This window comes from Phytohabitans sp. LZ39, from assembly GCF_059359075.1.
Map to the genome: position 1 here is coordinate 1 of NZ_JCADBM010000005.1, position 25,156 is coordinate 25,156.

The window sequence follows — 25,156 nt, forward strand, 5'->3', positions numbered from 1 at the left end:
CTACATGTGGTGCAGCGACATCACCATCACCTGACCGGTAACACCAACAGCCACAGCACCACCCCGGCCCAGGACACTCGGTGTCCTGGGCCGGTCGTCTCGGTGCGGGCGAAGTCATGGTATGACGGTTCCCAGGACGGCAAGTCCGCCAGCGATAGCCGGGCGCCGGAAGTGGGTGATGATGCGGCAACCAACGCTGTTCCTGACCGTGGGACTCCCCTGCACCGGAAAGACCACTGCCGCTCGGCGCATCGAGATCGAGCGAAAAGCGCTTCGTCTCACGAAGGACGAATGGGTGAAGGCTCTCTACGGGCGCGAGAATCCACCATCGGCTGGAGACGTGATCGAAGGGCGGCTCATCCAGATCGGGCTGCGCGCGCTCGAACTGGGCAACAACGTCGTGATCGACTACGGCCTCTGGAGTCGAAACGAGCGCTCGTGTCTACGCCAGGCAGCCGCGGACCTTGGCGCGACCGCGGAGCTGCGCTACTTCGCGCTCGCCCCGGCCGAGCAGCGCAGACGACTCGATCAGCGCCTGGCCGAAGCGCCACACACGACCTGGCCCGTGACCGACGAGGAACTCGCCGAGTGGGCAACCATCTTCGAGATCCCGACGCGAGGCGAACTCGACGGCAGTGAACCCGTCGACGACCCACCGGCTGGATTCGCGACATGGGACCAGTGGCGCGGACACCGCTGGCCGCCATCGGTGTCCTGACGCCTACTCCCCGCGGCACTGCCCCGTTCACGAAAGGTCGGAGGTGGAGTGTCGCTAACGCAAGATGTCGCAGAACCCTGGCAGCGCTCGCCGAATGTCGAAGCTGCCGTCAATGAGGCGGCGGATCGGGTGCGGGCCGACGGCAAAGAGAATCCTGCCGGTCTGGCCGTCGATGAGGATCGGGCCGCGGTCGACCAGGTGCTGGCTGCCGCGGCGCACGTTTACCGAGGTGCCCACGACGAAGATGTGCGTGCGCAGCCCCGTCTCCGGATCGAACGTCGACGTCTGCACGAAGTCGACGGGACTGTCCGGCAGGGTGAGCCCGGTGACCGTGTTGCGGACGGTGTTGTCCTCCGTGATGTGCTGCACCAGCTTTACCCGGCGCCCGGCCTGGTCGAAGAACGTCAGGTTGACCGAGTGCAGGTCGATGTTCCACTCGACGCCGTAGTCGCCGCACGCCACCGGATCGCTGTGCACGACCTGCACGTCGGTCTCGGTCCTGGTCGGTGGCGTGCCGCCGGCGGCTTCAGCCCGCGCCGGTGCTGCCAGACCCGCCAACGCCAGCGTCGTCACAGCCGCCACCACGACGCCTCGCCGGAGCATTGTCATCGCGCCCTCCCCCGTGGTCGATCCCGCGCCACGCAGACTATCGCGGGCCAGACGCATTCGGTGTGATCAATTCAGGAAAGGCACGAACCCGACTCCGGTCGAGCGGGCATTACGCTGGCCGGTCGTGGGTGACCAGCTCAGAACTGTCGTGGCAGCGGTTGGGGTGTTCGCGGGTACCAACGTGGACGACCTGATCGTGTTGACGGTGCTGTTCCTGTCCGCCCGCGCGGCTGGCCGGCCCCGGCCGTGGCAGGTCTGGGTGGGGCAGTACGCCGGTATCGGGGTGCTGGTTGCGGCGTCGGCGGTGGCTGCGCTCGGGTTGACGATCATCCCGGACCGCTGGGTCGGGCTGCTCGGGCTGGTGCCGTTCGCGCTCGGCGTCCGCGCTCTGGTCACCGCCTTCCGCGCCCGCGGTGGCGAGCAGGACGCCCCGCCCGTGGTGGCGACCGGGATGGCGTCGGTGGCCGGGGTGACGATCGCCAACGGCGCGGACAACATCTCCGTCTACACGCCGATGCTGCGCAGCATCGGCGTCGCCGAAAGCCTTCTGACGGTGGCGGTGTTCGCGCTACTGGTGGCGGTGTGGTGCGCGGCCGGCTCCTGGCTGGGTTCGCACAAGAGGGTCATCGAGGCCATGCAGCGCTTCGGGCACTGGATCGTCCCGGCGGTGTTTATGCTGATCGGCTCGGTCATCGTCGCCGAGTCCGGTGTCATCGGCGAGTTGTTCAGGCTCGGGTGACGGTGACCCGCAATCCTCGCGCCACGACGCCTGGCCTGGCCCGAGGCATTGCCGCCCCGTGAGGCCTCACATCTGCGATCTCAGTACGTCGAACTCGCAGCCCGGCAAGGACGGGTCGAATCCGTGCTCGACCAGCCAGCGGACCGCCACCAGGCTGCGCCACGACCACCATCCGCGGATCACGTCGGTGTCGACATCGGTGCCGTAGCCGGCGACCACGTCGGCGAGGTGCTCCTCGTGTCCGAGCGTCAGGACGGCGAGGTCGTACAGGGCGTCGCCCTGAGCCGCCTCGGACCAGTCGATCACACCGGTGATCTCGTCACCGTCGACGAACACGTGGGTGATCTGCAAGTCGCCGTGCGCGAACACCGGTTTCCACGGCCGCAGCGCGGTCTCGGCAACCTCGCGGTTACGGGTGACAAGTTCCGCGGGAAGCACACCGTTCGTGACGAGCCACTCGCACTCGCCGTCCAGGCGGGAGGCGAGCTCGTCGAGGCGCCGGCCAGGCCATGGCGGCAGGGGCGCGTCGTGCAGCTTCCGCGCGGCCGCGCCCGCCGCGGCCCACGCCGCCGGCGACGCGGGCGACGGCTCGCCGAGGCGGCCCAATGCCATCCCGGGCACGGCGGCGAGCGCGAGCACGGGCGGCTTGCGCCACAGCACCCGCGGAGTCGGGATCGGCGCCATCGTCATCGCCTCGACCTCGACGTCGGTGCGCGTCTGATCAGCGTCGATCTTCAGGAACACGTCGCCGACGCGCAGGGTCGCGCAGTCGTCGTGGGCGACAACGACCTTGACCTCCTCCATGCCGGCCATTATCGCGGAACGATCATCGACGCCGCCGCAGGTTTATCGCGCGCAAAATCGCGACCGCGCGACACAGCCGATGCCCGTGCAGGATTCACGGGCGGTCCCGCGTCTGTTTTGTAGGAGTCCGGCTGACGTGGTGACGACGCCGTCGGCGCGTTGCGGGCTCAGTCGCCCCAGCCGGGCTGGAACAGGTTGAGCGTGGCCGCCTCCTGTGTGCCATCGCGGTAGAAGGTCGCGATCACCGAGAGCGGAAACCTGTCGTCGAAGCCGTTGAGTTGGGGTCGGGCCGAGGCGGCCCATGGCACCGGCCCGTCCGCGCACGGCACGCTCACCTGGCCGGAGCCGGTGGCCACGTCGAGGGGAAACGAGTTGGTCGCCCAGTATCGGACAAGGGCCTGGCCGGTCGGCTGCGAGCAGGTGACCGTGCCCGAGACGACGATCTCGTTGCCTTGCCCGAAGTGGACGTCGTCGACGGTGATCGCGCTGGTCGCCGCGGCCGCTGGTGCGGCCGGTGCGACGATGGCGGCGACGAGGAGGACCAGTACAGGTAGGTAACGTGCGTACCGCATGGAACTTATCGTGTCGTCGCGCCGCCAAGACCACCAGTGGTGCCGGCCCATGTCCGGATGGTGCTCAGCGTGTCGGTACCCACTCCTGCCACCGGCCGACGGGAACGAATCCGGCTTGTGCGTACAGCCGCTGCGCCATCGCGGTCGACTGGAGGCTGGCGGTGACGAACCCGCGAGCCCTGGCGCCAGCCAGCGCGTGGCGCAGCACAGTCGTGGCCAGACCACGACGGCGCGCCGTCTCGCGGGTGGTGACGAACGAAACGTTGACGTCCGTGTCGACCGGGATGAGCACGAGTCCCGACTCAAATCCCTTGCTGGCGAATGTCCACAGCCCTGGCACTCCCCGCAGCAGCGCGGGGTCCACCTCGGTGAGCTCGGCGATCACCTCAGGCGCCACGCCCTCCAGGACGCCGTCGTCCTCAGGCCGTGGAACGATACGCAGGTCGCAGCACATGGGCACCGTTGTCATGTCCCGGCGCAGCCCGGCCGCCTGGACCGCCGCTCCGGTCACCTCGTCGGCCGACCAGATCGCGTACTGAACGGTGCCGGCGAACACCGCCAGGGCCGCCGGCAGCGCGTCCGGGCGCAGCAGGACGGCGTTGTTGAGCACGGGGTGTCCGCCGAACCGTGCCGCCATGAAGCCGTCACCCAGCACGACCTCCGCGTCATCGTGCGGCGCGGCGAGCGCCTGCCAGGACCCGACAAGCGACGTGAGGTACCGCTCGAACGAAAGCGTGTCCCGCATCGTCCAAAGTGTAGGCTCCGCTGCCCCCAGGTAACTGGCGGTCAGCGGGTGTGCCGGCCGCGTCGCACGGAACTTACGAAATACGGCCTAGCAGCCTCGCTGCCAGGTACCGGCAACCTGCTGGGTCTGTGTCGTCCCGTCGTGGTCGAAGTTTGCCACCACGACATTGCCGTCGGTGATTCCCTCGCTCGCGGTCATCCGGATGGCGAACTGTTCCCACGCGTTGCCGTTGCGCACCGCCACATAGACGGTGCCCGGAGGCGTGGCTACCATCACGCCCGAAGCGTTGACCGCATGTGGGAAGCTTCCGGCGAACTCCCGGACAACCTGTGCCGAGACGTTCCACTCCACGACGGTGTTCGTGGCCAGGTCCTCGCTCAGGATTCGACCCCGGTCGTACAGCCTCATGGACACGGGACGCGGCAACGTGATCCGTGAGCCGTCCGGGTTGACGATGACGCGGTTATTCAGGACCATCCGGCCACTGTCGTCGATGCCCACCGCATAGATCGAGGAGCCAAGGCTTGTGAACTGACCCGGCGTCGCCGCCTTCCACAGCAACCCCTCCGAGGAGGGGGAGAGAGTAAAGGCCTGACCGACGACGTCGCCGACGCTGTTGATCCCGGTGACGGCGACACCCATCATCGTCGACGGCACGGGCAGGATCTCGTAGGCGCCGTCCCGATAGCGCCACGCCGCTACACGGTTGTCCGCACCCCACCAGACACCCGCGATCACACCCTGGTCGTTGATGATGTCCGCGCGGTTGGAGCCGCTGCCCTGGATCGGCGGCTTGGGCAATACCTGGGGGATCCGGTTTCGCCACACCACGGCATCGCGCCCGCTCCCATCCGTACGCACCGCGTGCCCGACGACGGACCCCGACGCTGGCGCGACCCCGTTGGCGACGGCATACGAGTACCCAGCCGGCGCGGGCAGCGGACTAACCCGCCAGGTACACGCCGCCGCCGCGGCCGGAGCCGCCGGCACGGCCACAACAGCCAGAATCGATGCGACGCCTATCAATATCTTCATGGCCCATGAGTTTTGACCGCCACCACCGAACTACGTCAACAACCGATTCGCCGACCTATCCAGTAATGCTTTAAAGGAAAAATGGCCCAACGTGAGTTGATCCAGAACTTCTGGTTGAACGAAATCCTGCCGAAATTCAAGCGAGAAGTCCTCTGCCACTGTGGGGCACATCACCAAACCCATCATGTTCGAATGCAATCTGATCCAGGTTGCCCGGTCATCGCGGGCGATGTGCCAGACGTAAAGCCCGCGACAGCCGCGGCTAGCTCAGGCCGCGCGCCGCGCATTCCTCCTCGTACCGCTTGCTGTGCAGAGCGGCCGGGTCGACGACCGCACGACGGTGCGGTAGGTCGTCCGCTCGCCGCGCGGCTATCGGCAGCCCGTGCGCCTCGTACAATTCCGCGGCCGCGGCGAACCGGTCGTCCTGGTATCCGGCGTAGTGGTAGATCACGGCCTCCACCAGGGACTCGCCGGGCTGGATGTCGAACTCGCCTTCGGTGCTGAAGGTGACGACCAGCGGTGGCTCGCCAACCGGTTCGTCGGGGTGCAGCCAGTAGCCGACCACGTCGCCGTCCACAAGGGTGCCGATCCACGCCGCGTGCGGCAGCACGGTATCGATCGCGGCGATGTTGGCCATGATGTCGGGGTCGGCACGATCGTTCTCGTTGAGGTAGCTGTGGTCGAGCAGGGCGTCGGACTCACCCGGTTCGAAGATGACAGTCCTGGTGTGTAGCAACGGATCCCTCGCCCGCTGCTCGCCGGCGGGCCGCGCGGCCTGGATGGCCACGAGCCGGCGCAGATCGTCGGGCACGGGCCGGCCACGCAGCCGTCCGGCAAGGGAGGCGAGGATCTGATCCGCGGTCGCCATCTGGCGCCTCCTGATCGCTTGACACCAATGCGGCACCACGGTAGCGCCCCAGGACCAGTGGTCGCCGCGCGCTAGCAGCCGCCGTACCAGCTGTGCGACGAGCCGCGGTTGTTGGCGGGTCCCCAGGACGCCAGGCTCTGGCCCCGGGTGAGGCAGACCGTGACCGGCGCGCCGTAGTTGGTGTTGTCGAATACGCGGACCGCGTCGCAGCCGACGCAGGGGTTGCTCCGGTTGCGCCAGGACGAGTCGTTGTTGTTGATCGATATACCGCTGGCCGTGAAGTTGTTGGACCAGTTGGAGTCGTTACCCGCCCAGGCGTACAGGCTGAAGGTGAAGTTGACGACTTCGTACGCGCAGAAGTCGCCCGGATCGCACGAATGCGCGGCCAGCGGCTCGACGTCCACGACGGTGGCGACCGTGGCCTTCGGCGCGGCGTGCGCCGCCCCCGGCAGCAGGCCGACCACGAGGCCGACGCCCATGGCCAGCGCCGTCACGAACCTCATTTGTGTCCTCACCAGGCTCTCTCCCTTCAAAGCTGCCCCGGTCAACGGTTTCTGGTCAGGTCCGCCGCCCGAGGCAGTGCGGCGGCCTGGAAATCGCGGTGGGCGCGGATGTCCGCGGCGAACATGGCCCGCACCGGCGCGCCCAACTCCCGCTCCAGCTGACGACCCACCTCGGCCAACCGGGTCCGCCCGACGCACTCGGCTTCCGCCGTCGCCACCTGTCGTTCCCGCTCGGCGGATGTCGAGGGAAACCGTTCCCGCAGGTCTACCGGGTCCCGGTAGGCGTAGCCCCGGCCGGCCATGCACCCCGCCCATTCCCGCGCCAGCTCCTGGAACCGCTTGTCGGCGAAGACTTTCGGCCGGATCGCGGCGGCCAGATTGTTGACGATGGTCTTGGCCGGGAACCATCGCCGCAGGTCCCCGTACAGCTCTTGCTGGGCCGACGCGAGGCAGCCGTCCGTCGCCATGGTGACCTGGTCGCCGGTCGGGATCGTCACCGCCAACACCTTGACCTCCGCGCCGAACAGAGCAGTCGAGTAGGCACGCCGCCGATCCGGCGACAACGAGTCCGTGTACCGGCTGTTCGGGTTGTCCTGGCCGGCGCGGCGGCTGGCCAGATCGCGGAGAACCCGGCCCAGCCCGTGGCGGGCAGCCCACGCGGGATCGTCGATGCCGTACGGGAAGTCGCGGTCCTCGGCCAGCACCAGATCAGGCGGCACAACGTGGTATTCGAAACCTTGGGCACGCATGCACCGCGCCACCAGGACCTCCTCCGCCTCGGCCAGCTCGCGCAGCTGGGCCGGAGACAGCGGCGGCACATCTTCCACCGCCCGCGCCCCGCCACCGCTCCCGCAGCCGACCAACGCGACGGCCAAGAGCGCCCCTACCCACGCGTGCCTGAGCATGCCGCCCTCCCCCAAGGCCCGGACATCGACGCCTGTACGAAACGTAGAGGCTCGCAGCTTCAGATCGCCTTCACCGATGCTTCGCGCAAGCCACGCGGCACAGCGCGCCGGCGGTGCGTCCGGCGCGACTCCAGCGACGCGCTGAGCAGGACCACGTGGTCGAAGCGGCCGCAGAAGGACGTCCAAAAGAGGCACGATGGGTCCACGGCGACGCACGTAGGATGGCGGGCATGAGTCGTCGTCGATGGTTGTGGCGCACCGTCCCGCTGATCATCGCACTGGCCGCCGCCGTTGGGGTCGCCGTGCCGGCCCGGGCGGACGCGCCGATTTGCCAGACGAGCTATCAGGTGCTCGCGGTCTGGGACACGGGCTTCTCCGCGACCGCGACCATGCGCAACACGGGCACGGTCACGACGCAGAGCTGGCAGGTCCGCTGGTCCTACCTGGACGGGCAGAGAGTGGTCGCGCAGTCGGTCGCCAACGCGGAGCTGGTGCGGGCGACGTGGCCGCCGATCATCGGCCCTCTCGTCACCATGCGAAACCTCACCTGGAATGGGATCGTGCCACCGGGCGGCGCGGTGACGATCACCTTCAACGGGCGCCTCGGCTCGTCCGGCTCGACCGCCGCGGCGTTCCTGAGCTGCACCGCGACGTAGCCGCGGCTTGGCGGCCGGTGGGCCGGCGAACCCGATACCGATCATTCCGGCCGGCCGCACGGGCTGCACGCCATCGAAATCCTACTTGACACGTAGGAGAAATAGGCTAACGTTGAGGCCATGACCAGCCAGGACGCTCCGCTTGACGGCACCGCGGTGGCGGTGTCGCGGGTGTGTTGCCGTGGCTGGACCGGCGCGTGCGGCTGCTGCCGCCAGGCGCTCTTCCTTCCCTGACTTTGCCATCAGCGTCGCGCCGCCGGCTCAATGGGGACCGGCTGCCTTCGCCGTGATCCGATCAACGGCCGCTTGAGGTATCACCGCGCCCGCGCCCGCCCCGGACGCCTGCTCGTGCTGCCGTGTGCCGGTCGTCTCAACCGGGAGGAATGCCATGACCGTTGCCGCCGAACCGCTCGCTCCGGTCGACCCCGACGCGTTCCGCGCGCTGCTGCGCCGGCAGGCCGCGTCGGTCGCCGTGGTGACCGCCGCCGGTGTCCCGCCGGTGGGGTTCACCGCGACCTCGTTCACGTCGGTGTCGCTGCGCCCGCCGCTGGTGTCGTTCTGTCTGGACCGGGCGTCGTCGAGCTGGCCGACCGTGGCGCGCGCCGGGCACGTCGCGGTGCACCTGCTCGATGCCGATCAGCGGGATGTCGCGCGGACGTTCGCGACCAGCGGCATCGACCGGTTCGCCGCGCACCCCGGCTGGCAAGCCGGACCGTACGGGGTGCCCCTGCTGGACGGGACGCTGGCCTGGCTGCTGTGCCGGGTGACCCAGCGGGTGCTGGCCGGAGACCACGCCGTGGTGCTCGCCGAGCCGGTGGCCGGCGAGCCGGGCGACGGCAGTCCGTTGCTTTACCACATGGGGCGGTACGCAGCCCTGCACAACGCTTCCGAGGAGTACTGAGTGTCATCCATTGTGGACCGCCGAACGTTTCTGTCCGCGACTCTGGGCGCGGTCGCGCTGGGCCTGACCGCCTGCGCCGGCGACGACGAGCCGGACGCGGCACTCGCCGCCGCACCACTCACGGACTCGGTACCGAAGGGCACCGTGCTCACCGTAGGCGACAAGGAGCACCAGAAGGCGATCGAGTTCTCCGGTCTGGTGGACTCGCTCACGTTCGAGGTCAAGTGGGCCAACATCAGTGGCGGCCCGCAGACGCTGGAGGCGTTTCGGGCCGACGCGCTCGATATCGGCGCGGTGGCCGACATCCCGCCGATCCACTCGCACTGGACCGGCATCCCCACGAAGATCGTGGCGTCCAGGTTCCGCCAGGACCCGCTCGATCACGCCATCTACCGGCTCGGCATCGCCCCAGGCGTCGCGGTCACCACGCTCGCGGACATCCGCGGCAAGCGGATCGCCTACAGTCCGGGGCAGGCGCAGGGCGCGCTCGTGCTGCGCGTGCTGCACAAGGCCGGACTGTCCAAGCAGGACGTCGAGCTCGTCGAGCTGCCGAGCACCAACGACGTCTACGGCACCGCACTGGCCAGCCACCAGGTCGACGTGGCGCCGATCGGCGGAGTGCAGATCAAGCGCTACGAGAGCAAGTACGGCAAGGACGGCGCCAAGACGATCCCGCACGGGCTGCGCGACGACCCCGGCCACTTGTACGCCCCGACCAGCGTGCTCGCCGAACCGGCGAAGGCCGCCGCCATCCGCCAGTACGTGCGGGTGTGGGCGAAGGCGTGGCGGTGGCGGGAGGCGCACCCGGACGAGTGGATCGAGCGCTACTACGTCAAAGACCAGGGCCTCACCACCGAAGACGGGAGGTGGATCGTCGAGAACACTGGCCTGGCCGACATCCCGGCCAGCTGGACCGATGCCATCGCCCGACACCAGGAAACCATCGACCTGCTCGCCAAGGAGACCGGCAACAAGCCGCTCAAGGCCGAGGACCTCTACGACCGTCGGTATGAATCCGTCGCCGCGGACGCGCTCACCGCGGGAGGTGCCGGATGACCGCCTCGGTTCTCACCCCGCCGCGGGCGGCGACGACGACGGTGCCCGCCCGCAAGCCGCGGCGCCGGCTCGGACCCGGGCGGCCGATCCCGTTCGGGGCGGCGGTCGGCCCGTTGCTACTTCTGACAGTGTGGACGGTCGGCTCGGCGACCGGCTGGATCGACTCACGTACCCTGTCGGCGCCATGGACCGTCGTCACGACGGCGGGTGACCTCGTCGCGGACGGCCGGCTGCCGGACAACCTCGCGGTCTCCGCCCGCCGGGCCGGTCTGGGCCTGGCGATCGGCACGGCGGTCGGCACCGTCATGGCCGTCATCTCCGGCCTGAGCCGCTGGGGTGAGGCCATCCTCGACGGGCCGATCCAGATCAAGCGGGCGATCCCGGCCCTCGCCCTGGTGCCGCTGCTCATCCTGTGGCTCGGCATCGGCGAGCAGATGAAGGTCACGACCATCACCCTCGGTGTGTTCGTGCCGGTCTACATCCACACCCACAACGGGCTACGCGGCATCGACAGCCGGTACGTCGAGTTGGGCGAGTCGATGCGGCTGCGTCCGAGTGTGTTCGTCCGGCGGATCGTCCTGCCCGGTGCGCTGCCGGGGTTCCTGCTCGGCATGCGCTTCGCGGTCGTGGGCGCGTGGCTGTCCCTTGTGGTCGTCGAGCAGATCAACTCGACCAGTGGCATCGGCTACATGATGGACCTGGCCCGTGAGTACGGCCAGACCGACGTCATCATCGTCGGCCTGGTGCTGTACGGGCTGCTCGGTCTGCTCTCCGACGGCGCCGTCCGACTCGTGCAAAGGAGGGCGCTGTCGTGGCGACGCACACTGGCGGACTGACCGCCACCCACACCGTCCATGTACAGGGACTGGTGCGCGGCTTCGGTGACCGCGCCGTCCTGAATGGACTGGATCTGCGGATCGCCGGTGGCGAGTTCGTGGCACTGCTGGGCCGCAGCGGGTCCGGCAAGAGTACTCTGCTGCGCGCCCTGGCCGGGCTGGACCGTGACGTGGCCGGCTCCGGCCTGGTCGAGGTGCCGGAGAAGTCGTCGGTCGTGTTCCAGGACGCCCGGCTCCTGCCCTGGCAGCGCGTCCTGGACAACGTCATCCTCGGCCTGGGCGGGCCGGACGCCCACGAGCGGGGCCGCGCGGCGCTCGCCGAGGTCGGCCTGTCCGGGCGGGAGCGGTCCTGGCCCAACGAACTGTCCGGCGGAGAGCAGCAGCGGGTGGCGCTGGCCCGGTCCCTGGTCTCCGAGCCGGAGCTCCTGCTGGCCGACGAGCCGTTCGGCGCCCTCGACGCGCTGACCCGGATCAAGATGCACGGCCTGCTGCGCGAACTGTGCGCCCGGCACCGGCCCACCGTCCTCCTGGTCACCCACGACGTCGACGAGGCCATCACGCTGGCCGACCGGATCGTCCTGCTCGACGCCGGCCGCATCGCGGTCGAGCAGGCCATCGACCTGCCGGCGCCGCGCTCGCACCGGCAGCCACGGTTTCTGGCGTACCGCGAATCATTGCTGAACGCCCTCGGCGTGGAGGAATGACATGCTGCATCTGAACGCGTTCCTGATGGGCGTCGGCCACCACGAGGCCGCGTGGCGGCTGCCGGAAAGCGACCCGTTCGCACAAACCGACGTCGAGCACTTCAAACGCCTGGCCCGGATCGCCGAACGCGGCAAACTCGATTCTCTGTTTCTGGCCGACAGCCCGGTGCTGTGGAACAGCATCGGACGGCGGCCGGCCGGCACCCTCGAACCCACCGTGCTGCTCACCGCGCTCGCCGCGGCCACCGACCACATCGGACTGATCGCGACCGCGTCGACCACGTACAACGAGCCGTTCAACCTGGCCCGCCGGTTCGCGTCGCTGGACCACATCAGCGGCGGCCGGGCCGGCTGGAACATCGTCACCACCGCGGGCGTCGAGGCGGCCCGCAACTTCAACCTCGACGAGCTGCCCGCCCACCGCGACCGGTACGAGCGGGCGGCCGAGTTCGTCGAGGTGTCGCTCAAGCTGTGGGACAGCTGGGACGACGCCGCGCCGCTCGGCGACAAGGACGCCGGCCGGTGGGGAGACGACGACCTGCTGTACCCGCCCAACCACCGCGGACGGTACTTCCGGGTGGCCGGCCCGCTCAACGTGCCCCGCTCGCCCCAGGGCTACCCGCTGCTCGTCCAGGCCGGCTCGTCGGAGGACGGCAAGGTGCTGGCCGCCCGGTACGCCGAGGCGGTATTCACCGCGCAGCAAACGCTCGCCGAGGCGCAAGCGTTCTACCGCGACCTCAAGCGCCGGGCCGCCCTCCTCGGCCGGGAGCCGGACAGCGTCAAGATCCTGCCCGGCATCGTCCCGGCCATCGGCGCCACCGAGGCCGAGGCACGGGCGCTGGAAGACGAGCTGGATCGGCTGATCAAGCCCGAGTACGCCCGGCAGCAGCTCGCCACCACGCTGCGCGTCGCCCCCGAAGACCTCGACCTCGACTCCGAACTCCCCGCCGACCTGCCCGGCGAAGACCAGATCGAGGGCGCCAAGAGCCGGTACACGCTCATCGTCACCCTGGCCCGCCGCGAGCGGCTGACCGTACGCCAACTCATCGGCCGGCTCGGCGGCGGCCGCGGACACCGCACCTTCGCCGGGACGCCCGAACAGGTCGCCGACGCCATCGAGCAGTGGTACCGCGGCGGCGCGGCCGACGGGTTCAACATCATGCCGCCGGTGCTGCCGTCCGGATTGGAGACGTTCGTCGACCACGTCGTGCCGATCCTCCAGCGGCGCGGCCTGTTCCGCGCCGAATACACCGGGAGAACCTTGCGCGACCACTACGGGCTCGCCCGCCCGGCCAACCAGTCCACCCGGCAGCCCGCGACCGCATCCCGTTGAGGAGGGACCAGCATGAACCCGCCGACCTTTCGCGTCTGGCGCCGTTGCGCGGCCGGTATCGCCGCGGCCGCGTTGGTCGCCGGCATCTCCGCCGCACCCGCCGCAGCCGCGTCCACTGTGGATGTCGCGGTCGAATGGTACGACGTCACCGCCGCCACCGTCGCCACCGGCACCCGGCCGCAGGTCACCAGCAGCCGCGCATGGGCGATCAGCTGGCTCGCCGCCGCCCGCGCCGTCCGCACCGCGCCCGCCGGGACACTTCGCCACTACCAGGACGCCGCGCTCGCATCCGCCGTCCACACCGCGCTGACCACCCTGATACCCGAAGGCACGGCCGCCCTCGACGCCGCGCTGCGGACCACATTGGACCGGATCCCGGACGGGCGGGCCAAGGAGCGCGCCACCGCCGCCGGCCAGGCCCAAGCCCGCTCCCTGCTCGCCCAGCGAGCCGGCGACAGGCTCGACCCCGCCTCCGTCAACCCGCCATACGCCACGCCCGATCCCGCTCCAGGCGTCTGGCAACCAACCCCGCCGAGCTTCACCGCCGCCCAGCAGACCGGCGCCCGGTTCGCCACGCCGTTTCTGCTCGACCGCGCCGATCTGTACCGGCCCGAGCCACCGCCCGCGCTGGACTCACAGCGGTACCGCGCGGACCTCGCCGAGGTCCGTGCGTACGGTGCCGCCGACAGCGCCGTACGCACACCGCGACAGACCGACACGGCCACGTTCTGGCTCGGCTCCTCGCTGACCCTCTACACCGGAGTCCTGCGCGCCGCGCTCGCCCAATCCACCCGCCCGGTCGCCTGGCGGGCCGGCCTGGTCGCCATCTTCCACGTCGCGCTCGTCGACACCCAGATCGCCACGTCCGACACCAAGTACGCGTACCTGCGCTGGCGCCCGGTCACCGCCATCCGGACCGGCGCCGACCGTGATCCACAGTGGACGCCACTGCATCCGACCCCCGCGCACCCGGACTACCCCAGCGGGCACAACACCTACTCCGGCGCCGCCGAACAGGTGCTCACCGCCCTTGTCGGCCCAAGAGCTCGCGAGCCCTACACCCTCACCAGCCCCAGCCAGCCCGGCGCCACGCGCACCTACACCGACTGGCGGCGCCCCACCGAGGAGAACATCGACGCCCGGGTCTGGTCCGGCATCCACACCCGCACCGCGGACGAGGTCGGCGTCCGGCTCGGACGTGACGTCGCCGCACACACCGTACGCAACGCGGCGAGGTTGTTCCGCTGATGAGCGCCAAGTTCCTGTGGTACATCCCGAACCAGGCCCAGCCCGGTCACCGCGGCGACGACGTCGCGCCAGACCACAACAGCCTGGCCACGCTCACCAGCCACGCCAAGGCCCTCGAGGAGCACGGCTGGGCCGGAGCGCTCATCGGCACCGGCTGGGGACGACCGGACACCTTCACGGTCGCCGCCGCGCTGGCCGCGCAGACCACCACCTTCCAGCCGCTGATCGCGATCCGGCCCGGGTACTGGCGACCAGCCAACTTCGCCTCCGCCGCCGCGACCCTGCACCACCTCACCGGCGGTCGGGTACTGGTCAACATCGTCTCCGGCAAGGACAACCTGGCAGCGTACGGCGACCGCGAAGGCGACCAGGCCCACCGCTACGCCCGCACCAAAGAGTTCATCCAGGTCGTGCGCAGGCTCTGGACCGAGGAAGGCGTCACCTACCAGGGCGAGCACTTCAGCGTCACGGGCGCCACGGTGGTGCCACGACTGACCGAGCCACCACGGCTCTACTTCGGCGGCGCGTCCGAGGCCGCCGAGAAGGTCGCCGCCACCGAGGCCGACGTCCAGCTCTTCTGGGGCGAACCGCTCGACGGCGTGGCCGAGCGGATCGAGCGCCTCAAGCGCCTCGGCGAGAAGTGGGGACGCGAGCACGCCCCACTCGAGTTCGGCCTACGGGTCACCACCCTGGTACGGGACACCACCGAACAGGCGTGGGCCGACGCCGAAGCCAAGGTCGCGCGGATGGCCAACGGCAACGGCGCCTTTCCACCCGACCCGCTCCGGCGGGCGGCCGTCGGGCAGCAGCGGCTGCTCGATCTCGCCGCGCGTGGCGAGGTGCTCGACGACAATCTCTACACCGCACCGGGCCGGTTCGGTGGCGGCGGAGCGGGCACCACGTGGCTGGTCGGCTCGGCCGAAGACGTCGCGAGGTCGCTGCGCAAGTACCAGAGCCTCGGCATCACCCACCTCGTCCTCTCCGACACGCCGTACTTGCCGGAGATCAAGCGCCAGGGCGACCAGCTGCTACCTCTGCTCGGCGGCTGAGCCGCCGGCCGCCCGCTCGCTCAGGCCGAGGTCCGGAGCGCCGCCGAGACAACGGTGGCGCTCCGGACCCGTAGCGTTCGGTCAGCCGGCGAGTTTGGTGGTCGTGATGGTGTTCCAGGGGTTCCAGGTGCCGTTGTAGATCTTTTGGATCAGGTGGTGGTTGGTGTTGGCGGCGAAGATGTCGTAGCGGCCGGGGTCGGGGTTGACGGCGGTGGGTGCGGCGGTGAGTACGCCGCCGAGGTCGTTCCACCCGGTCCACGCCGTGCCGTCGTAGATCTTGTGGACGAGGTGGTGGTCCGAGTCGGTGGCGAACACGTCGTACCGGTCACCGCGACGGGTCACCGACGGGGCGGAGGTGAGGTAGCCGCCCAGGTCGTTCCAGTTCGACCAGTTGCCGTCGCCGTAGTAGACCTTCTGCACCATGTGGTGGTCGGTGTCGGTGGCGAACACGTCGTACCGGCCACCGACGGAGACCACGTCCGGGGCCGAGCGCAGCACCCCGCCCAGGTCGTTCCAGGCCGACCACTGGCCACCGGCGTAGATCTTCTGGACCAGGTGGTAGTCGGTGTCGACACCGAAGACGTCGAACCGCCCGGGCGACGGGTTGACCACGCTGATGCCGTAGTGCAGAACACCACCGAGGTGTTCCCAGGCCGACCAGGAACCGCCCTGGTAGATGCGGTGGATGAGTTGATGGTTCGAGCCGATGGCGAATACGTCGTAGCGTCCGGACGAGTCGACCGTGACCGCGGCGGCGGAGATGACCGGCCCACCCAGGTCCGTCGGCCCGTGCCAACGACCATCCTGACTATTCAGATACGTCCACTGCAACAGCCGGTTGTCCGCGGTACGCCCGAACACGTCGTACCTGTCTCCCCGGGTGACCGCTGACACCGCCCCCACCAGCTGCGCCGGCGGCGGCGGTGGCGGCGGCTCGACCACCACGTTGTTGTACGCGGCGACGAGCAGCGGCTGGAGGTTGACGAACGGATAGGCGGCGCAGGCTGACCCGGAGCACGAAGGCCGTGACGTGTAAGGCGGCGGCAGCATGTCGATATGCAGGTGGGGTTGCGTGCCCACGGCATGGGCGGACGTTCCGACGTAGCCGATGAGGGTCCCACGCGCCACGCGCTGGCCATCGGTGACCGCCAACCCAGGCGAGTGATGCATGTGTGCCAGGTACCAGATGTCGCCCTCGTCATCGCGAATCTGGACCCGGCTGCCGACGCCGGACGATGCCAGCGTCGCGCTGATGACGGTGCCGGACACCGGTGACACCACTCGCGTGCCGGTGGGAGCGAAGATGTCGGCGGCGTTGTAGTCGTGATGGCAGTTGCCTTGACTCGCGAAGCACCATCGCAGGGGCGACTGCGACTCGATGACCGATTTTGGCGCGTCGAGCGGAAACGTGATCGTGCTCGGCACGGCCGACGCGGCCGTTGCCACGGCCTGGCTACCCAACAACGCCACCACCGCGAGCACAATCATGAGCACTCTTCGATCGCGGAACCACCCGACGAACGATCCTCTTGTTGTCATCAACTCCACCTCCTGAAGCTTGGCAATGTGTCGTACCGCGGAGAGCATCAATGGCGGCCGTCATCGGACCGGTACCGATCCGGTCAGCCATCCGGTATCTGACTGGTGCGACCCGCGGCTGGGCGACGCGTGCGAGCATGGGCCGGACCGGTACCGGCGTCCGGGGGGAGGGGTGTGGAGTTTCGGATCCTCGGGCCGCTGGAGGTCGTCGACGCGGCCGGAGAGCGGTGCCCGCTCGAGCCCCGGCAGGTCCGGCTGCTGGCCGCGCTGCTGCTGGCCCCCGGGCGCACCGTTACCCGCGAGTCCCTGGTCGAGGCGCTGTGGGACGTAGGGCCGCCGGCCACCGCCGTGCAGCAGCTGAAGAACCTCGTCTCGGGGCTGCGACGCCGGCTAGCCGATGCCGGCGGCGGGTCGGTCATCGTCGCCGACGGACCCGGCTACCGCATCCGGCTCGACACCGCGAGGCTCGACCGGCTGGAGTTCACCAGCCGCGTCGAGGCCGTGCCGTCCATGGTGGACGACGGCCGGATCGCCGATGCCGCGGTGGAACTGCGTGCCGCGCTGAGCCTGTGGCGCGGCCCCGCTCTTGCCGGATGCGCCGGCGGCATCCTGGTGGCCGCCGCGGCCCGGCTCGACGAGGAACGCCTTGCGGCACTGGAGCAGTGTGTCGACCTGGAGCTGCTGCTCGGCCGCCACCATCAGCTCGTCGCGGAGCTCACCGAGCTGGTCGCTACCCATCCGACGCGCGAACGACTGGTCGGGCAGCTGATGCAGGCACTACACCGCTGCGGCCGATCAGCCGAGGCTCTGGACGCCTTCCACCGGCTGCGCGGCCGGCTCGCCGACGACCTCGGCATCGACCCCGGCGCGCCGTTGCGGGATCTGTACACCGCGGTCCTGCGGGACGACACCGGCACTGCCGCCGGCCCGACCGCGGGACCGACCGAGAGCCACAAAGCCGCGCCGCGACAGCTGCCCGCGGCGAGCCGCCACTTCGTCGGCCGTACCGCCGAGCTGAAGGAGCTGGCCCAGCTCGCCGCCGAAGCCACCGGCGAAAACAGTGCGGTCGTCTGCACGATCACCGGAGCCGGCGGCATCGGCAAGACCACACTGGCCGTGTACGCCGCCCACCAGGTGGCCGACAAGTTCCCCGATGGCCAGCTGTACCTCAACCTGCGGGGATACGACCCCGCCGACACTCCGGTGACGCCGTCGGCCGCGATCCGCTCGCTGCTGGAAGCGTTCGCGATGCCGGCGGAACGGATTCCGCCCGACCTCGACGCCCAGGCCGCCCTGTACCGAAGCGTGATCGCCGGCCGCCGCATGGTGATCGTGCTGGACAACGCCCGCGACGCCGAGCAGGTGCGCCCGCTGCTGCCCGGCAGCGCCGCGTGCCTGGTGCTGATCACCAGTCGTAGCCCCCTCGCCGGCCTGGCCGTTGCCGCGGGCGCCCACCCGTTCACGCTCCACCCGCTGTCGGACGTCGAAGCGCACGACCTGCTCGCACGCCACCTGGGCCCCGAGCGCTTGGCTGGCGACCCGGCCGCCGCGGTCGAGCTGGTCAGGCGTTGCGGTCGGCTGCCGCTGGCGTTGGCCATCGTCGCGGTCCGCGCCGCTGGACAGCCGACCTTCCCGCTGCGGACGTTCACCGCCGAACTGGCCGACCCCCGTCGCCTGGATGCCCTCGACATCGGTGATCCAGCCGTCAACCTGCGCGCTGTGTTCTCCTATTCCTACCGCTACCTCCACGAGCGGACGGCTCGGCTGTTTCGGCTGCTCGGGCTGCATCCCGGGCCGGAGATCACCGCGTCGGCGGCGGCCAGCCTCGCCGGGACGTCCTTGCCGGAAGCCCGACACGCGGTCACCGAGCTTGTCCTTCACCACCTGCTCACCGAGCCGGCACCGGGCCGGTACGCCATGCATGACCTGCTGCACGTGTACGCCGCCGAGCAGGCGCGGCACATCGACACCGACGGCGACCGCCGCGACGCCACGTTCCGGATGCTCAGCCACTACCTGCACGCCGCGCACGCCGCCGCCCAGCTCTTGAACCCGCACCAGGACCCGATCGCACTCGTTCCATCCCGTTCCGTCCTGGTTCCCGAGCGGCCGGCCGACTACCAGGCAGCCCTCGATTGGTTCGCCACCGAACGCACCGTCCTGCTAGCGGCGATCAATCACGCCGCCGCTGCCGGGTTCGACGCGCACACCTGGCAGCTGGCCTGGACAATGACCAGCTTCCTCGACCTGCGGGGGCACTGGGACGACTGGATCGCCGTCACACGAGCCGCCGTGACCGCCGCCGACCAGCTGGGCGACCCCGCGGCGCGGGTCCGCGCCCACCGCATGCTCGCACACGCCCACCTTGAGGTAGGCGCGATCGGCGACGCGGAGGCTCACCTACGGGTGGCCCTGGACCTGTACGAACAGGCCGGCGACCAAACCGGGCAGGGCCACGCGCACATCGCGCTCGCCGAGGTGTGCGGGCGGCAGGATCGCAATCCCTCGGCGCTACACCATGCGCGACGTGCGTACGAGCTGCACCAGGTCACCGGTCACCGCCGGGGCCTGGCGCACGCGCTGAACCTGGTCGGGTGGTACGAGGGCCGCCTCGGCAACCACGATCGGGCCGTCGACAGATGCCGCCAGGCGCTCACGCTGCTTCAGGATGTGGGCGACCGCGAGGGGACGGCAACCGCATGGGACTGCCTCGGCGTCGCCCATCACCACCTCGGTGAGCACCGTCAGGCGATCGATTGCTACCAGCACGCCCTCGAGCTGCGCGGGGAGCTCGGCTACCGGTACTACGAGGCGGAGACCCTCACCCACCTCGGCGACACCCAGCACGCCGCCGGTGACCGCCACGCCGCCCGTGACGCCTGGCTGCGTGCCATGTCCATCCTGGATGATCTCAACCACCCCGACGCCGACAAGCTCCGCACCAAGCTCGGTGATTCCGCGTAGGTCGCTTTGGATGGGGCCGCGGGTGCGTGTCAGCCCAGTGCTTTGCGCAGCAGGGCCGTCAACTGATCCTGTTCGTCGGACGAGAGTCGCCCGACCGCCGTGCGGGCGAAGGTGAAGGCTGCTGCGAACCGGTGGTTGATCTCGTCTCCTTGGGGGGTTCGCGTGACGAGTCGCGCGCGGCGGTCCCGGGGATTCGGTTCGCGGGTCACCAGGCCGAGCGCTTCGAGACGCATGACGATCTGAGTGATGTTGGAGGCATCACAGCCGAGCTCCTCGGCCAGGGCGCCCATGCCGCGTTGCTCGTCGAGTCGCCCGAGGACACATGCCTGCGCCGGGCTGAGCGACAGCTCGGCCGCGGCCGCCTCGTAGGCACGGTCGTATACGTCGACCAGGTCGAACAGGACGGCCTCGGCCTCCGACGAGGTGGTTACGGGCCCGTTCGGCAGTGCCATGGCGTCCAGCTTAGGGCAGTTACTTGATGTACTCAAGTATCCGTGGTCCAATGATCCTTGATTCACTCAAGTAAACGAGGAGAGCTGATGGACAGCAGGATCGAGCGCTCAACGGGCATCCCGACCGTGGCGCCACAGATGAAGGCGGTCGTCCTCGACCGGTTCGGCGGCGTCGACGAACTCTCGTCGCGCCGGATACCGCTCCCGGTGGTCGGCGACGACGACGTCCTCATCCGGGTGGAGTTCGCCGGGGTCGCGTCCTGGGACGCGTTCGAGCGGGAGGGGGGCTACGACGGCGCTTTCGGTGTCGCGTCGACCTTCCCCTATGTTCTCGGCTGGGACGCGGCGGGCACGGTGGCCGCGGTCGGCCGCAACGTCACCCGGTTCGACGTGGGCGAGCGCGTCTACGCTTCGACAAACCCGGTGAACCGTGGCGGCTTCTACGCCGAGTACGGCGTCGTCGAGGCGGAGTTCGTGGCGCGCGTGCCCGACCGGCTGCCGGCCGAGCAGGCCGGCGCGATGCCTTGGGATGCCCTGACCGCGTTGAGCGGCCTCGACCTGCTCGGCCTGCGGCCGGACGGAACCCTCATGATCTTCGGGGCCAGCGGGGGTGTCGGGCACATGGCTGTGCAGCTGGCGCGGCACCGCGGCATCCGGGTGTTGGCCGTGGCCTCCGGTGACGACGGTGTCGCCCTGGCCCGGCGGCTGGGCGCCGACGAGGTCGTCAACGGGCGCAAGGACGATGTGTTGGCCGCGGCATTCGAGTTCGCACCAGGCGGGCTCGATGCGGCTCTGGTCACCGCGGGAGGCGAGATCGCCGAGCGGTCTCTTCGCGCGGTCAAGGACTCTGGACGGATCGCCTGGCCGAACGGTGTCATGCCCGCGCCTGTGACGCCGCCGAGCGCGACGGTGTCCTACTACGACGGGGATATCACCCGTGCCGGCACCGACCGGCTGAACGCGATCATCGAGGCGAGCTCCTTCGAGGTCCACGTCGCCCAGACCTTCCCGATGGAGCGCGTCGAGGATGCGCATCGCGCCCTGACTGATCACTATGTCGGGAAGCTGGCCCTCCAGGTCGGATAGCCGAGGTACGAAAATAGCCGCCGCGGTGATGCAACCCCGCCGTAGGCCGCGTCCGTTTCACCTCGACGGAGGGAGCCGGCCTGTTGAAGCAGGACGATCACGACGGGTTTCGCGAGTTCGCCACCGCGCGCATGGCATCGCTGCGCAGCTTGGCGTACGTGACCTGCGGCGACTGGTACGCCGCCGAGGACGCCGTGGCCAACGCCCTGGCCAGGCTCTACCCGCGCTGGGGTCGGCTCGAGCGACCTGACCTGTACGCGCAGACGATGGTGTTCCGCGCCGCCATCGACGAGACCCGCCGGCCCTGGTGGCGGCGGGAACGACCGGCCGGCGACGTGCTGCCCGACGTACCGCGGCCCGACCCGGCCGAGTCCACCGACGAACGCCTCCGGGTGCGGGCTGCCCTCATGACGGTGCCGCCCCGGCAGCGGGCCGTGCTCTTCCTGCGCTACTTCCAGGACCTGAGCGTGGACGAGACCGCCGAGGTCCTCGGCTGCTCGGGCGGCACCGTGAAGAGCCAGACGCAGCACGGCTTGGCGAGGCTGCGCGCGGTCCTGGGTGTGGACCGGATCGAGCTGGACGAACCCCCCGACCGCCGGTCGGGCGGCAACGCCGCTATCAACACGGGAGAGTGGATCAATGCGGGTATATGACGTTGTCGACCTGGCGACGTCCGGGGCGCCGCCGCTGCGGCACAGCGCCGACGACATCGTCCGGGCCGCGGTGCGCAGGCGACGCCGCCGGGTCTGGGCCACGATCACTGGCGGCGCCGCCGCGGTGGCCGCCACCGCCGTCGCCGTCGCGGTCGTCGTGCCGAGCCCGGTGTCCACCGACGCATCGCCAGAGCCCGCCGGCGCACCGCCCAACGCGGTGCCGGCCACCGCGCCCGGCCCGCTGAAGGTGCCCGCCGACCCGTTCACGTTCACCTTCACGGGCTACGAGGTTGGCCGGTTCCAGGTGAAGGCGCCACTGGTCGCGTCCACGGCCTACCAGATCGCCCCGGTCGTCGAAGACAGCGACAACGGGCTGTCGGCCTACCTGGTGGTCTACCGGCCGGGCGCCTTCGACCCCAACGGACTGCGAAACCCGCGGCGGCTCACGGTCGCCGGACGGCCGGCCCTGCTACAGGAGCTCACCGACATCCGCTTCCACAAGCTGTTGGCCTGGCAATATCTGGACGGCGCGTGGGCCACCCTCGAGACGTACTCCAGCGACCCGGATGATCCCTCGCCGGACGACCTGGAGCGGCTCGCCCTCGCCCTGGCACCCGCCAACCCGGCCCCGGTCAGGCTGCCATTCCGGATGAGCTACGTGCCGGCCGGGTTCAAACCGGTCGTACTCGGCTCGCACGCGATGGCGGGAATGGATGGCGTCGCCGCCGCCGAGGACGGCGACTTCGGCGGTGCGGTCTTCGCCAAGCCGGCCCCCCGACCCGCCGGCCTGACCAAGCCTTGGCCGCAGAGCGCCGGCCCCGGCCTGCCCGGCAGCTTCGAGATCTTCGTGGTACCCAACGCCAACTCCAACCAACAACTGCGCGGCGGCCAGCGCCCCCCGACGTCACCCAGGTGCTCGGCCACCCTCTGCAACACCTGGACACCGGACGGCAAGGTCAACATTCAGATCGCCACCGAAAACGGAGCGCTCTCCAAAAACGAGATGATCAAGGTACTCAACGGCATCGCGCTCGCCTCGGTGGACAACGACGACACCTGGTTCGACGCCGCGACCGCCATCCCGGTCGCGCCCTGAGCGAACGAGCCCGCCCCAACAGCCATCGCCGCCCGGCCCCTCCGGCCGGGCGGCCTGCGGCCTGTGGCCCAATTCAGTCAAATGTCTCTTGTGGACCCTGGTGCGGCCGCCGGCGTTGGTTTCGACAACCATCGATATATTGATGGAAATCGAACTTGAGGGACTGCCGATGACCGCCCGTATCCTGCCCCGCAGACCGCTCGCCACCCTTGGTACCGCTCTCCTGACCGTACTCGTGGTGCTGGCCGTGTCCGGCCGCCCGGCACGGGCGGACACTCCACTGTCGACGCCTGGCACCCCGGTCGCCGGCGCCGTCACCACGACCAGCGCCTCCTTCTCCTGGACGCCGTCGACCGGTCCGGTCGCCAACTACACGATCGAAGTGACCCCCATCTTCGCCTCCGTCCCGCAGAGGCTCATCACCACGACGACGCCGTACCACACCCACACCGGGTTGAACCCGGACACCGCCTACCAGTACCGGGTGTGGGCCAACCCGCAGCCCGGCTCCGGCTACACCATGAGCAATCCGTCCGGGTACCTGACCGTCCGCACCCAACCGGTACCCGACAGCGCGCCGCCGACCGCGCCCGGCGGCGCCTACGTATCCAGCGTCGGAACGATCTCCGCCACCGTCGTGGTGCTCAACCCGTCGACGGACAACCATCGCGTCGCGGGATACGTGGTCCAGCGCCAGACCGACGGCGGATGGACCGACGTCGCCACCAACGACATCACCTCGCTGTACCTGCGCAACCTGACCCCGGACACCAGCTACACGATCGCCGTGGTCGCCTTCGACGCGAACGGCAACCGGTCGCCGCGCTCGGCCCCGCTGACATTCGCCACCGCGAAGCCCGAGCCGTACCCCACATGCAAGGTCCAGATCAGCGGCTGGGGTCAGTACGTCACCGTCTACGTGACCATCCGGAACTTCACCCTCGACACCGTGCTGAACGACTGGCGGCTCACCTTCACCCTGCCGACCGCGTACACCGTGGACTCGGCGTTCAGCATGACCGTCAGCCGCAGCGGGGACCAGGCGACCGGCACCCCGGCATCGTGGAACACCAGAATCCTTCCCGGCTCAGGCACGACTGTGGGCTTCAACGCGACCCGGTCGGGCGACGCCCCGCTACCGAGCGGGTTCGCCGTCACAAGTCCGGCGCTGAGCCCCGTCCTCTGCACCAACTAGCAATCGACCGCCGTGCGCCCCGCACGGCAACGGACAGGCCGGCCGCCGTGCCGGCCCTGTTCCGTGCGAGCGGACCCACCACCGACGCCGCGGACATGCTGTTGGCCGGCCAAGGCGTTTGCCGCGACTACGCGCACCTTGTCGCGACCCTGTGCCGCGCGATCGGCGTGCCAGCCCGAGTAGCCGCCGTCTACGCAGCCGGCCTCGACCCGATGGGCTTCCACCTGGTCACCGAGACCGCACTCGACGGCCGCTGGTGGGTATGGCACCCTCGAACCGGTCGAGCAGACGATCACCGCCACCACCGCCGGCGACCTACCACCCGACGACTACACCTCGCCGGTCGCACTGCCCACCTGAACTTTCTCGGACTTCTACGGCCGCCACCACCGGCAGCGAGCACTTCGGCCCGGGCACATGGGACACTCAAGCACTGTGATACCTCGATGGCTGATCGTCGCACCCGCCCTCATCCTGGTGACCGCGCTGTGTGGATGTGCCGCAGGTGACGAGGGCTCATCTGCCAGCAAGGCCACAGCGTCATCGAGCGCGGTGGCAACGCCGGCCACGGCCGCCGCGACGACCCCGGCCTTACCGAGCGAATCGTCGTCGACCTCCACCGACGCCGCTGGCCAGCAGATGTGTGACTCGTTGAAGGCGATCGAGGCGGCCGGCGGGGCGACCCCGGCGGACCTGGCCGCCGCGGGCGAGGTCGGCACGCAGTCATCCAACCCCGACATCAGCCGGCAGGCGCAGCTGCTGGCCGCGTACGCGGCGGCGGCCGCAGTGGGAAATCAGGCGGGCGACCTGCGCGGAATGGTTCAGGACCTGCTGGCGGCGTGCCGAGAAGGCGGCTACATATAGCTTGCGCGCAAGCCGTACCCCGAGAG

The 25,156-nt window shown here is 69.8% G+C and carries 27 protein-coding genes; 17 read left to right on the plus strand and 10 right to left on the minus strand.

Features of this window, described 5'->3' with window-relative positions; translation table 11 throughout:
• Window positions 1-181: 181 nt before the first annotated feature.
• Window positions 182-718: a P-loop nucleotide/nucleoside kinase family protein gene (locus AC5L36_RS11440; protein WP_441215429.1), complete on the plus strand. Its 537-nt coding sequence runs from the start codon at window positions 182-184 to the stop codon at window positions 716-718.
• A 54-nt stretch (window positions 719-772) separates the two neighbouring features.
• Here the strand turns inward: AC5L36_RS11440 and AC5L36_RS11445 are convergent, their stop codons facing one another.
• Entirely contained in the window at window positions 773-1,327 is a 555-nt protein-coding gene (locus AC5L36_RS11445) for a hypothetical protein (protein ID WP_441215430.1), read from the minus strand.
• A 124-nt stretch (window positions 1,328-1,451) separates the two neighbouring features.
• Here AC5L36_RS11445 and AC5L36_RS11450 point away from each other — a divergent pair, with 124 nt between their 5' ends.
• A complete protein-coding gene (locus tag AC5L36_RS11450; RefSeq protein WP_441215431.1) occupies window positions 1,452-2,066 on the plus strand; it encodes a cadmium resistance transporter in 615 nt (204 codons plus the stop codon).
• A gap of 66 nt (window positions 2,067-2,132) precedes the next feature.
• Here AC5L36_RS11450 and AC5L36_RS11455 read toward each other — a convergent pair whose 3' ends face one another.
• The 7 genes from AC5L36_RS11455 to AC5L36_RS11485 form a co-directional block, all read right to left on the minus strand.
• On the minus strand, window positions 2,133-2,870 hold the full coding sequence (locus AC5L36_RS11455; RefSeq protein ID WP_441215432.1) for a phosphotransferase family protein: 738 nt from the start codon (window positions 2,868-2,870) through the stop codon (window positions 2,133-2,135).
• Window positions 2,871-3,037: 167 nt separating this feature from the next.
• Window positions 3,038-3,442: a hypothetical protein gene (locus tag AC5L36_RS11460; protein ID WP_441215433.1), complete on the minus strand. Its 405-nt coding sequence runs from the start codon at window positions 3,440-3,442 to the stop codon at window positions 3,038-3,040.
• A 64-nt stretch (window positions 3,443-3,506) separates the two neighbouring features.
• Entirely contained in the window at window positions 3,507-4,187 is a 681-nt protein-coding gene (locus tag AC5L36_RS11465) for a GNAT family N-acetyltransferase (RefSeq protein ID WP_441215434.1), read from the minus strand.
• A gap of 87 nt (window positions 4,188-4,274) precedes the next feature.
• Window positions 4,275-5,222 carry a hypothetical protein gene (locus tag AC5L36_RS11470; protein ID WP_441215435.1) on the minus strand — a complete coding sequence of 316 codons (948 nt, stop codon included), beginning with the start codon at window positions 5,220-5,222 and terminating at the stop codon, window positions 4,275-4,277.
• A 262-nt stretch (window positions 5,223-5,484) separates the two neighbouring features.
• A complete protein-coding gene (locus AC5L36_RS11475) occupies window positions 5,485-6,090 on the minus strand; it encodes a hypothetical protein (protein WP_441215436.1) in 606 nt (201 codons plus the stop codon).
• A 71-nt stretch (window positions 6,091-6,161) separates the two neighbouring features.
• The gene (locus AC5L36_RS11480) at window positions 6,162-6,593 is read right to left on the minus strand and encodes a peptidase inhibitor family I36 protein (RefSeq protein ID WP_441215437.1); all 432 of its coding nucleotides are present in this window, start codon (window positions 6,591-6,593) and stop codon (window positions 6,162-6,164) included.
• 41 nt (window positions 6,594-6,634) lie between these two features.
• On the minus strand, window positions 6,635-7,684 hold the full coding sequence (locus AC5L36_RS11485) for a hypothetical protein (RefSeq protein ID WP_441215438.1): 1,050 nt from the start codon (window positions 7,682-7,684) through the stop codon (window positions 6,635-6,637).
• Window positions 7,685-7,728: 44 nt separating this feature from the next.
• On the opposite strand from AC5L36_RS11485, the gene AC5L36_RS11490 reads away from it, so the two are divergent.
• The 8 genes from AC5L36_RS11490 to AC5L36_RS11525 all read left to right on the plus strand — a co-directional run bounded on the left by AC5L36_RS11490 (window position 7,729) and on the right by AC5L36_RS11525 (window position 15,281).
• Entirely contained in the window at window positions 7,729-8,154 is a 426-nt protein-coding gene (locus tag AC5L36_RS11490) for a cellulose binding domain-containing protein (RefSeq protein WP_441215439.1), read from the plus strand.
• A 388-nt stretch (window positions 8,155-8,542) separates the two neighbouring features.
• Window positions 8,543-9,055: a flavin reductase family protein gene (locus tag AC5L36_RS11495; protein WP_441215440.1), complete on the plus strand. Its 513-nt coding sequence runs from the start codon at window positions 8,543-8,545 to the stop codon at window positions 9,053-9,055.
• A complete protein-coding gene (locus tag AC5L36_RS11500) occupies window positions 9,056-10,111 on the plus strand; it encodes an ABC transporter substrate-binding protein (protein WP_441215441.1) in 1,056 nt (351 codons plus the stop codon).
• Window positions 10,108-10,947, plus strand: coding sequence for an ABC transporter permease (locus AC5L36_RS11505; RefSeq protein WP_441215442.1), 840 nt, complete (start codon window positions 10,108-10,110; stop codon window positions 10,945-10,947). The genes AC5L36_RS11500 and AC5L36_RS11505 overlap by 4 nt, the downstream gene beginning before the upstream one ends.
• On the plus strand, window positions 10,923-11,651 hold the full coding sequence (locus AC5L36_RS11510) for an ABC transporter ATP-binding protein (protein WP_441215443.1): 729 nt from the start codon (window positions 10,923-10,925) through the stop codon (window positions 11,649-11,651). The genes AC5L36_RS11505 and AC5L36_RS11510 overlap by 25 nt, the downstream gene beginning before the upstream one ends.
• 1 nt (window position 11,652) lies before the next feature.
• Entirely contained in the window at window positions 11,653-12,984 is a 1,332-nt protein-coding gene (locus AC5L36_RS11515; RefSeq protein ID WP_441215444.1) for an LLM class flavin-dependent oxidoreductase, read from the plus strand.
• Between the two features lie 12 nt (window positions 12,985-12,996).
• Complete coding sequence (locus AC5L36_RS11520) at window positions 12,997-14,232, plus strand: vanadium-dependent haloperoxidase (RefSeq protein ID WP_441215445.1); 1,236 nt, start codon at window positions 12,997-12,999, stop codon at window positions 14,230-14,232.
• Entirely contained in the window at window positions 14,232-15,281 is a 1,050-nt protein-coding gene (locus AC5L36_RS11525) for an LLM class flavin-dependent oxidoreductase (protein WP_441215446.1), read from the plus strand. Before AC5L36_RS11520 ends, AC5L36_RS11525 begins: the two co-directional genes overlap by 1 nt.
• A gap of 81 nt (window positions 15,282-15,362) precedes the next feature.
• Here AC5L36_RS11525 and AC5L36_RS11530 read toward each other — a convergent pair whose 3' ends face one another.
• The gene (locus AC5L36_RS11530) at window positions 15,363-16,769 is read right to left on the minus strand and encodes a DUF8189 domain-containing protein (RefSeq protein WP_441215447.1); all 1,407 of its coding nucleotides are present in this window, start codon (window positions 16,767-16,769) and stop codon (window positions 15,363-15,365) included.
• A 225-nt stretch (window positions 16,770-16,994) separates the two neighbouring features.
• Here AC5L36_RS11530 and AC5L36_RS11535 point away from each other — a divergent pair, with 225 nt between their 5' ends.
• On the plus strand, window positions 16,995-19,784 hold the full coding sequence (locus tag AC5L36_RS11535) for an AfsR/SARP family transcriptional regulator (protein WP_441215448.1): 2,790 nt from the start codon (window positions 16,995-16,997) through the stop codon (window positions 19,782-19,784).
• Between the two features lie 29 nt (window positions 19,785-19,813).
• Here AC5L36_RS11535 and AC5L36_RS11540 read toward each other — a convergent pair whose 3' ends face one another.
• Window positions 19,814-20,236, minus strand: a complete 423-nt coding sequence (locus AC5L36_RS11540) for a MarR family winged helix-turn-helix transcriptional regulator (protein ID WP_441215449.1) — start codon at window positions 20,234-20,236, stop codon at window positions 19,814-19,816.
• Window positions 20,237-20,323: 87 nt separating this feature from the next.
• On the opposite strand from AC5L36_RS11540, the gene AC5L36_RS11545 reads away from it, so the two are divergent.
• From AC5L36_RS11545 to AC5L36_RS11570, 6 genes are all read left to right on the plus strand, one after another.
• The gene (locus tag AC5L36_RS11545) at window positions 20,324-21,322 is read left to right on the plus strand and encodes an NADP-dependent oxidoreductase (protein WP_441215450.1); all 999 of its coding nucleotides are present in this window, start codon (window positions 20,324-20,326) and stop codon (window positions 21,320-21,322) included.
• A gap of 83 nt (window positions 21,323-21,405) precedes the next feature.
• On the plus strand, window positions 21,406-21,975 hold the full coding sequence (locus tag AC5L36_RS11550; RefSeq protein ID WP_441215451.1) for a SigE family RNA polymerase sigma factor: 570 nt from the start codon (window positions 21,406-21,408) through the stop codon (window positions 21,973-21,975).
• Window positions 21,962-23,071 (plus strand): hypothetical protein, encoded by a 1,110-nt coding sequence (locus AC5L36_RS11555; RefSeq protein ID WP_441215452.1) that lies wholly within the window; start codon window positions 21,962-21,964, stop codon window positions 23,069-23,071. The genes AC5L36_RS11550 and AC5L36_RS11555 overlap by 14 nt, the downstream gene beginning before the upstream one ends.
• A gap of 169 nt (window positions 23,072-23,240) precedes the next feature.
• Window positions 23,241-24,266 carry a fibronectin type III domain-containing protein gene (locus AC5L36_RS11560; RefSeq protein ID WP_441215453.1) on the plus strand — a complete coding sequence of 342 codons (1,026 nt, stop codon included), beginning with the start codon at window positions 23,241-23,243 and terminating at the stop codon, window positions 24,264-24,266.
• 47 nt (window positions 24,267-24,313) lie between these two features.
• Entirely contained in the window at window positions 24,314-24,775 is a 462-nt protein-coding gene (locus AC5L36_RS11565) for a transglutaminase-like domain-containing protein (RefSeq protein WP_441215454.1), read from the plus strand.
• 43 nt (window positions 24,776-24,818) lie between these two features.
• Window positions 24,819-25,130: a hypothetical protein gene (locus tag AC5L36_RS11570; protein ID WP_441215455.1), complete on the plus strand. Its 312-nt coding sequence runs from the start codon at window positions 24,819-24,821 to the stop codon at window positions 25,128-25,130.
• Window positions 25,131-25,156 lie beyond the last annotated feature (26 nt).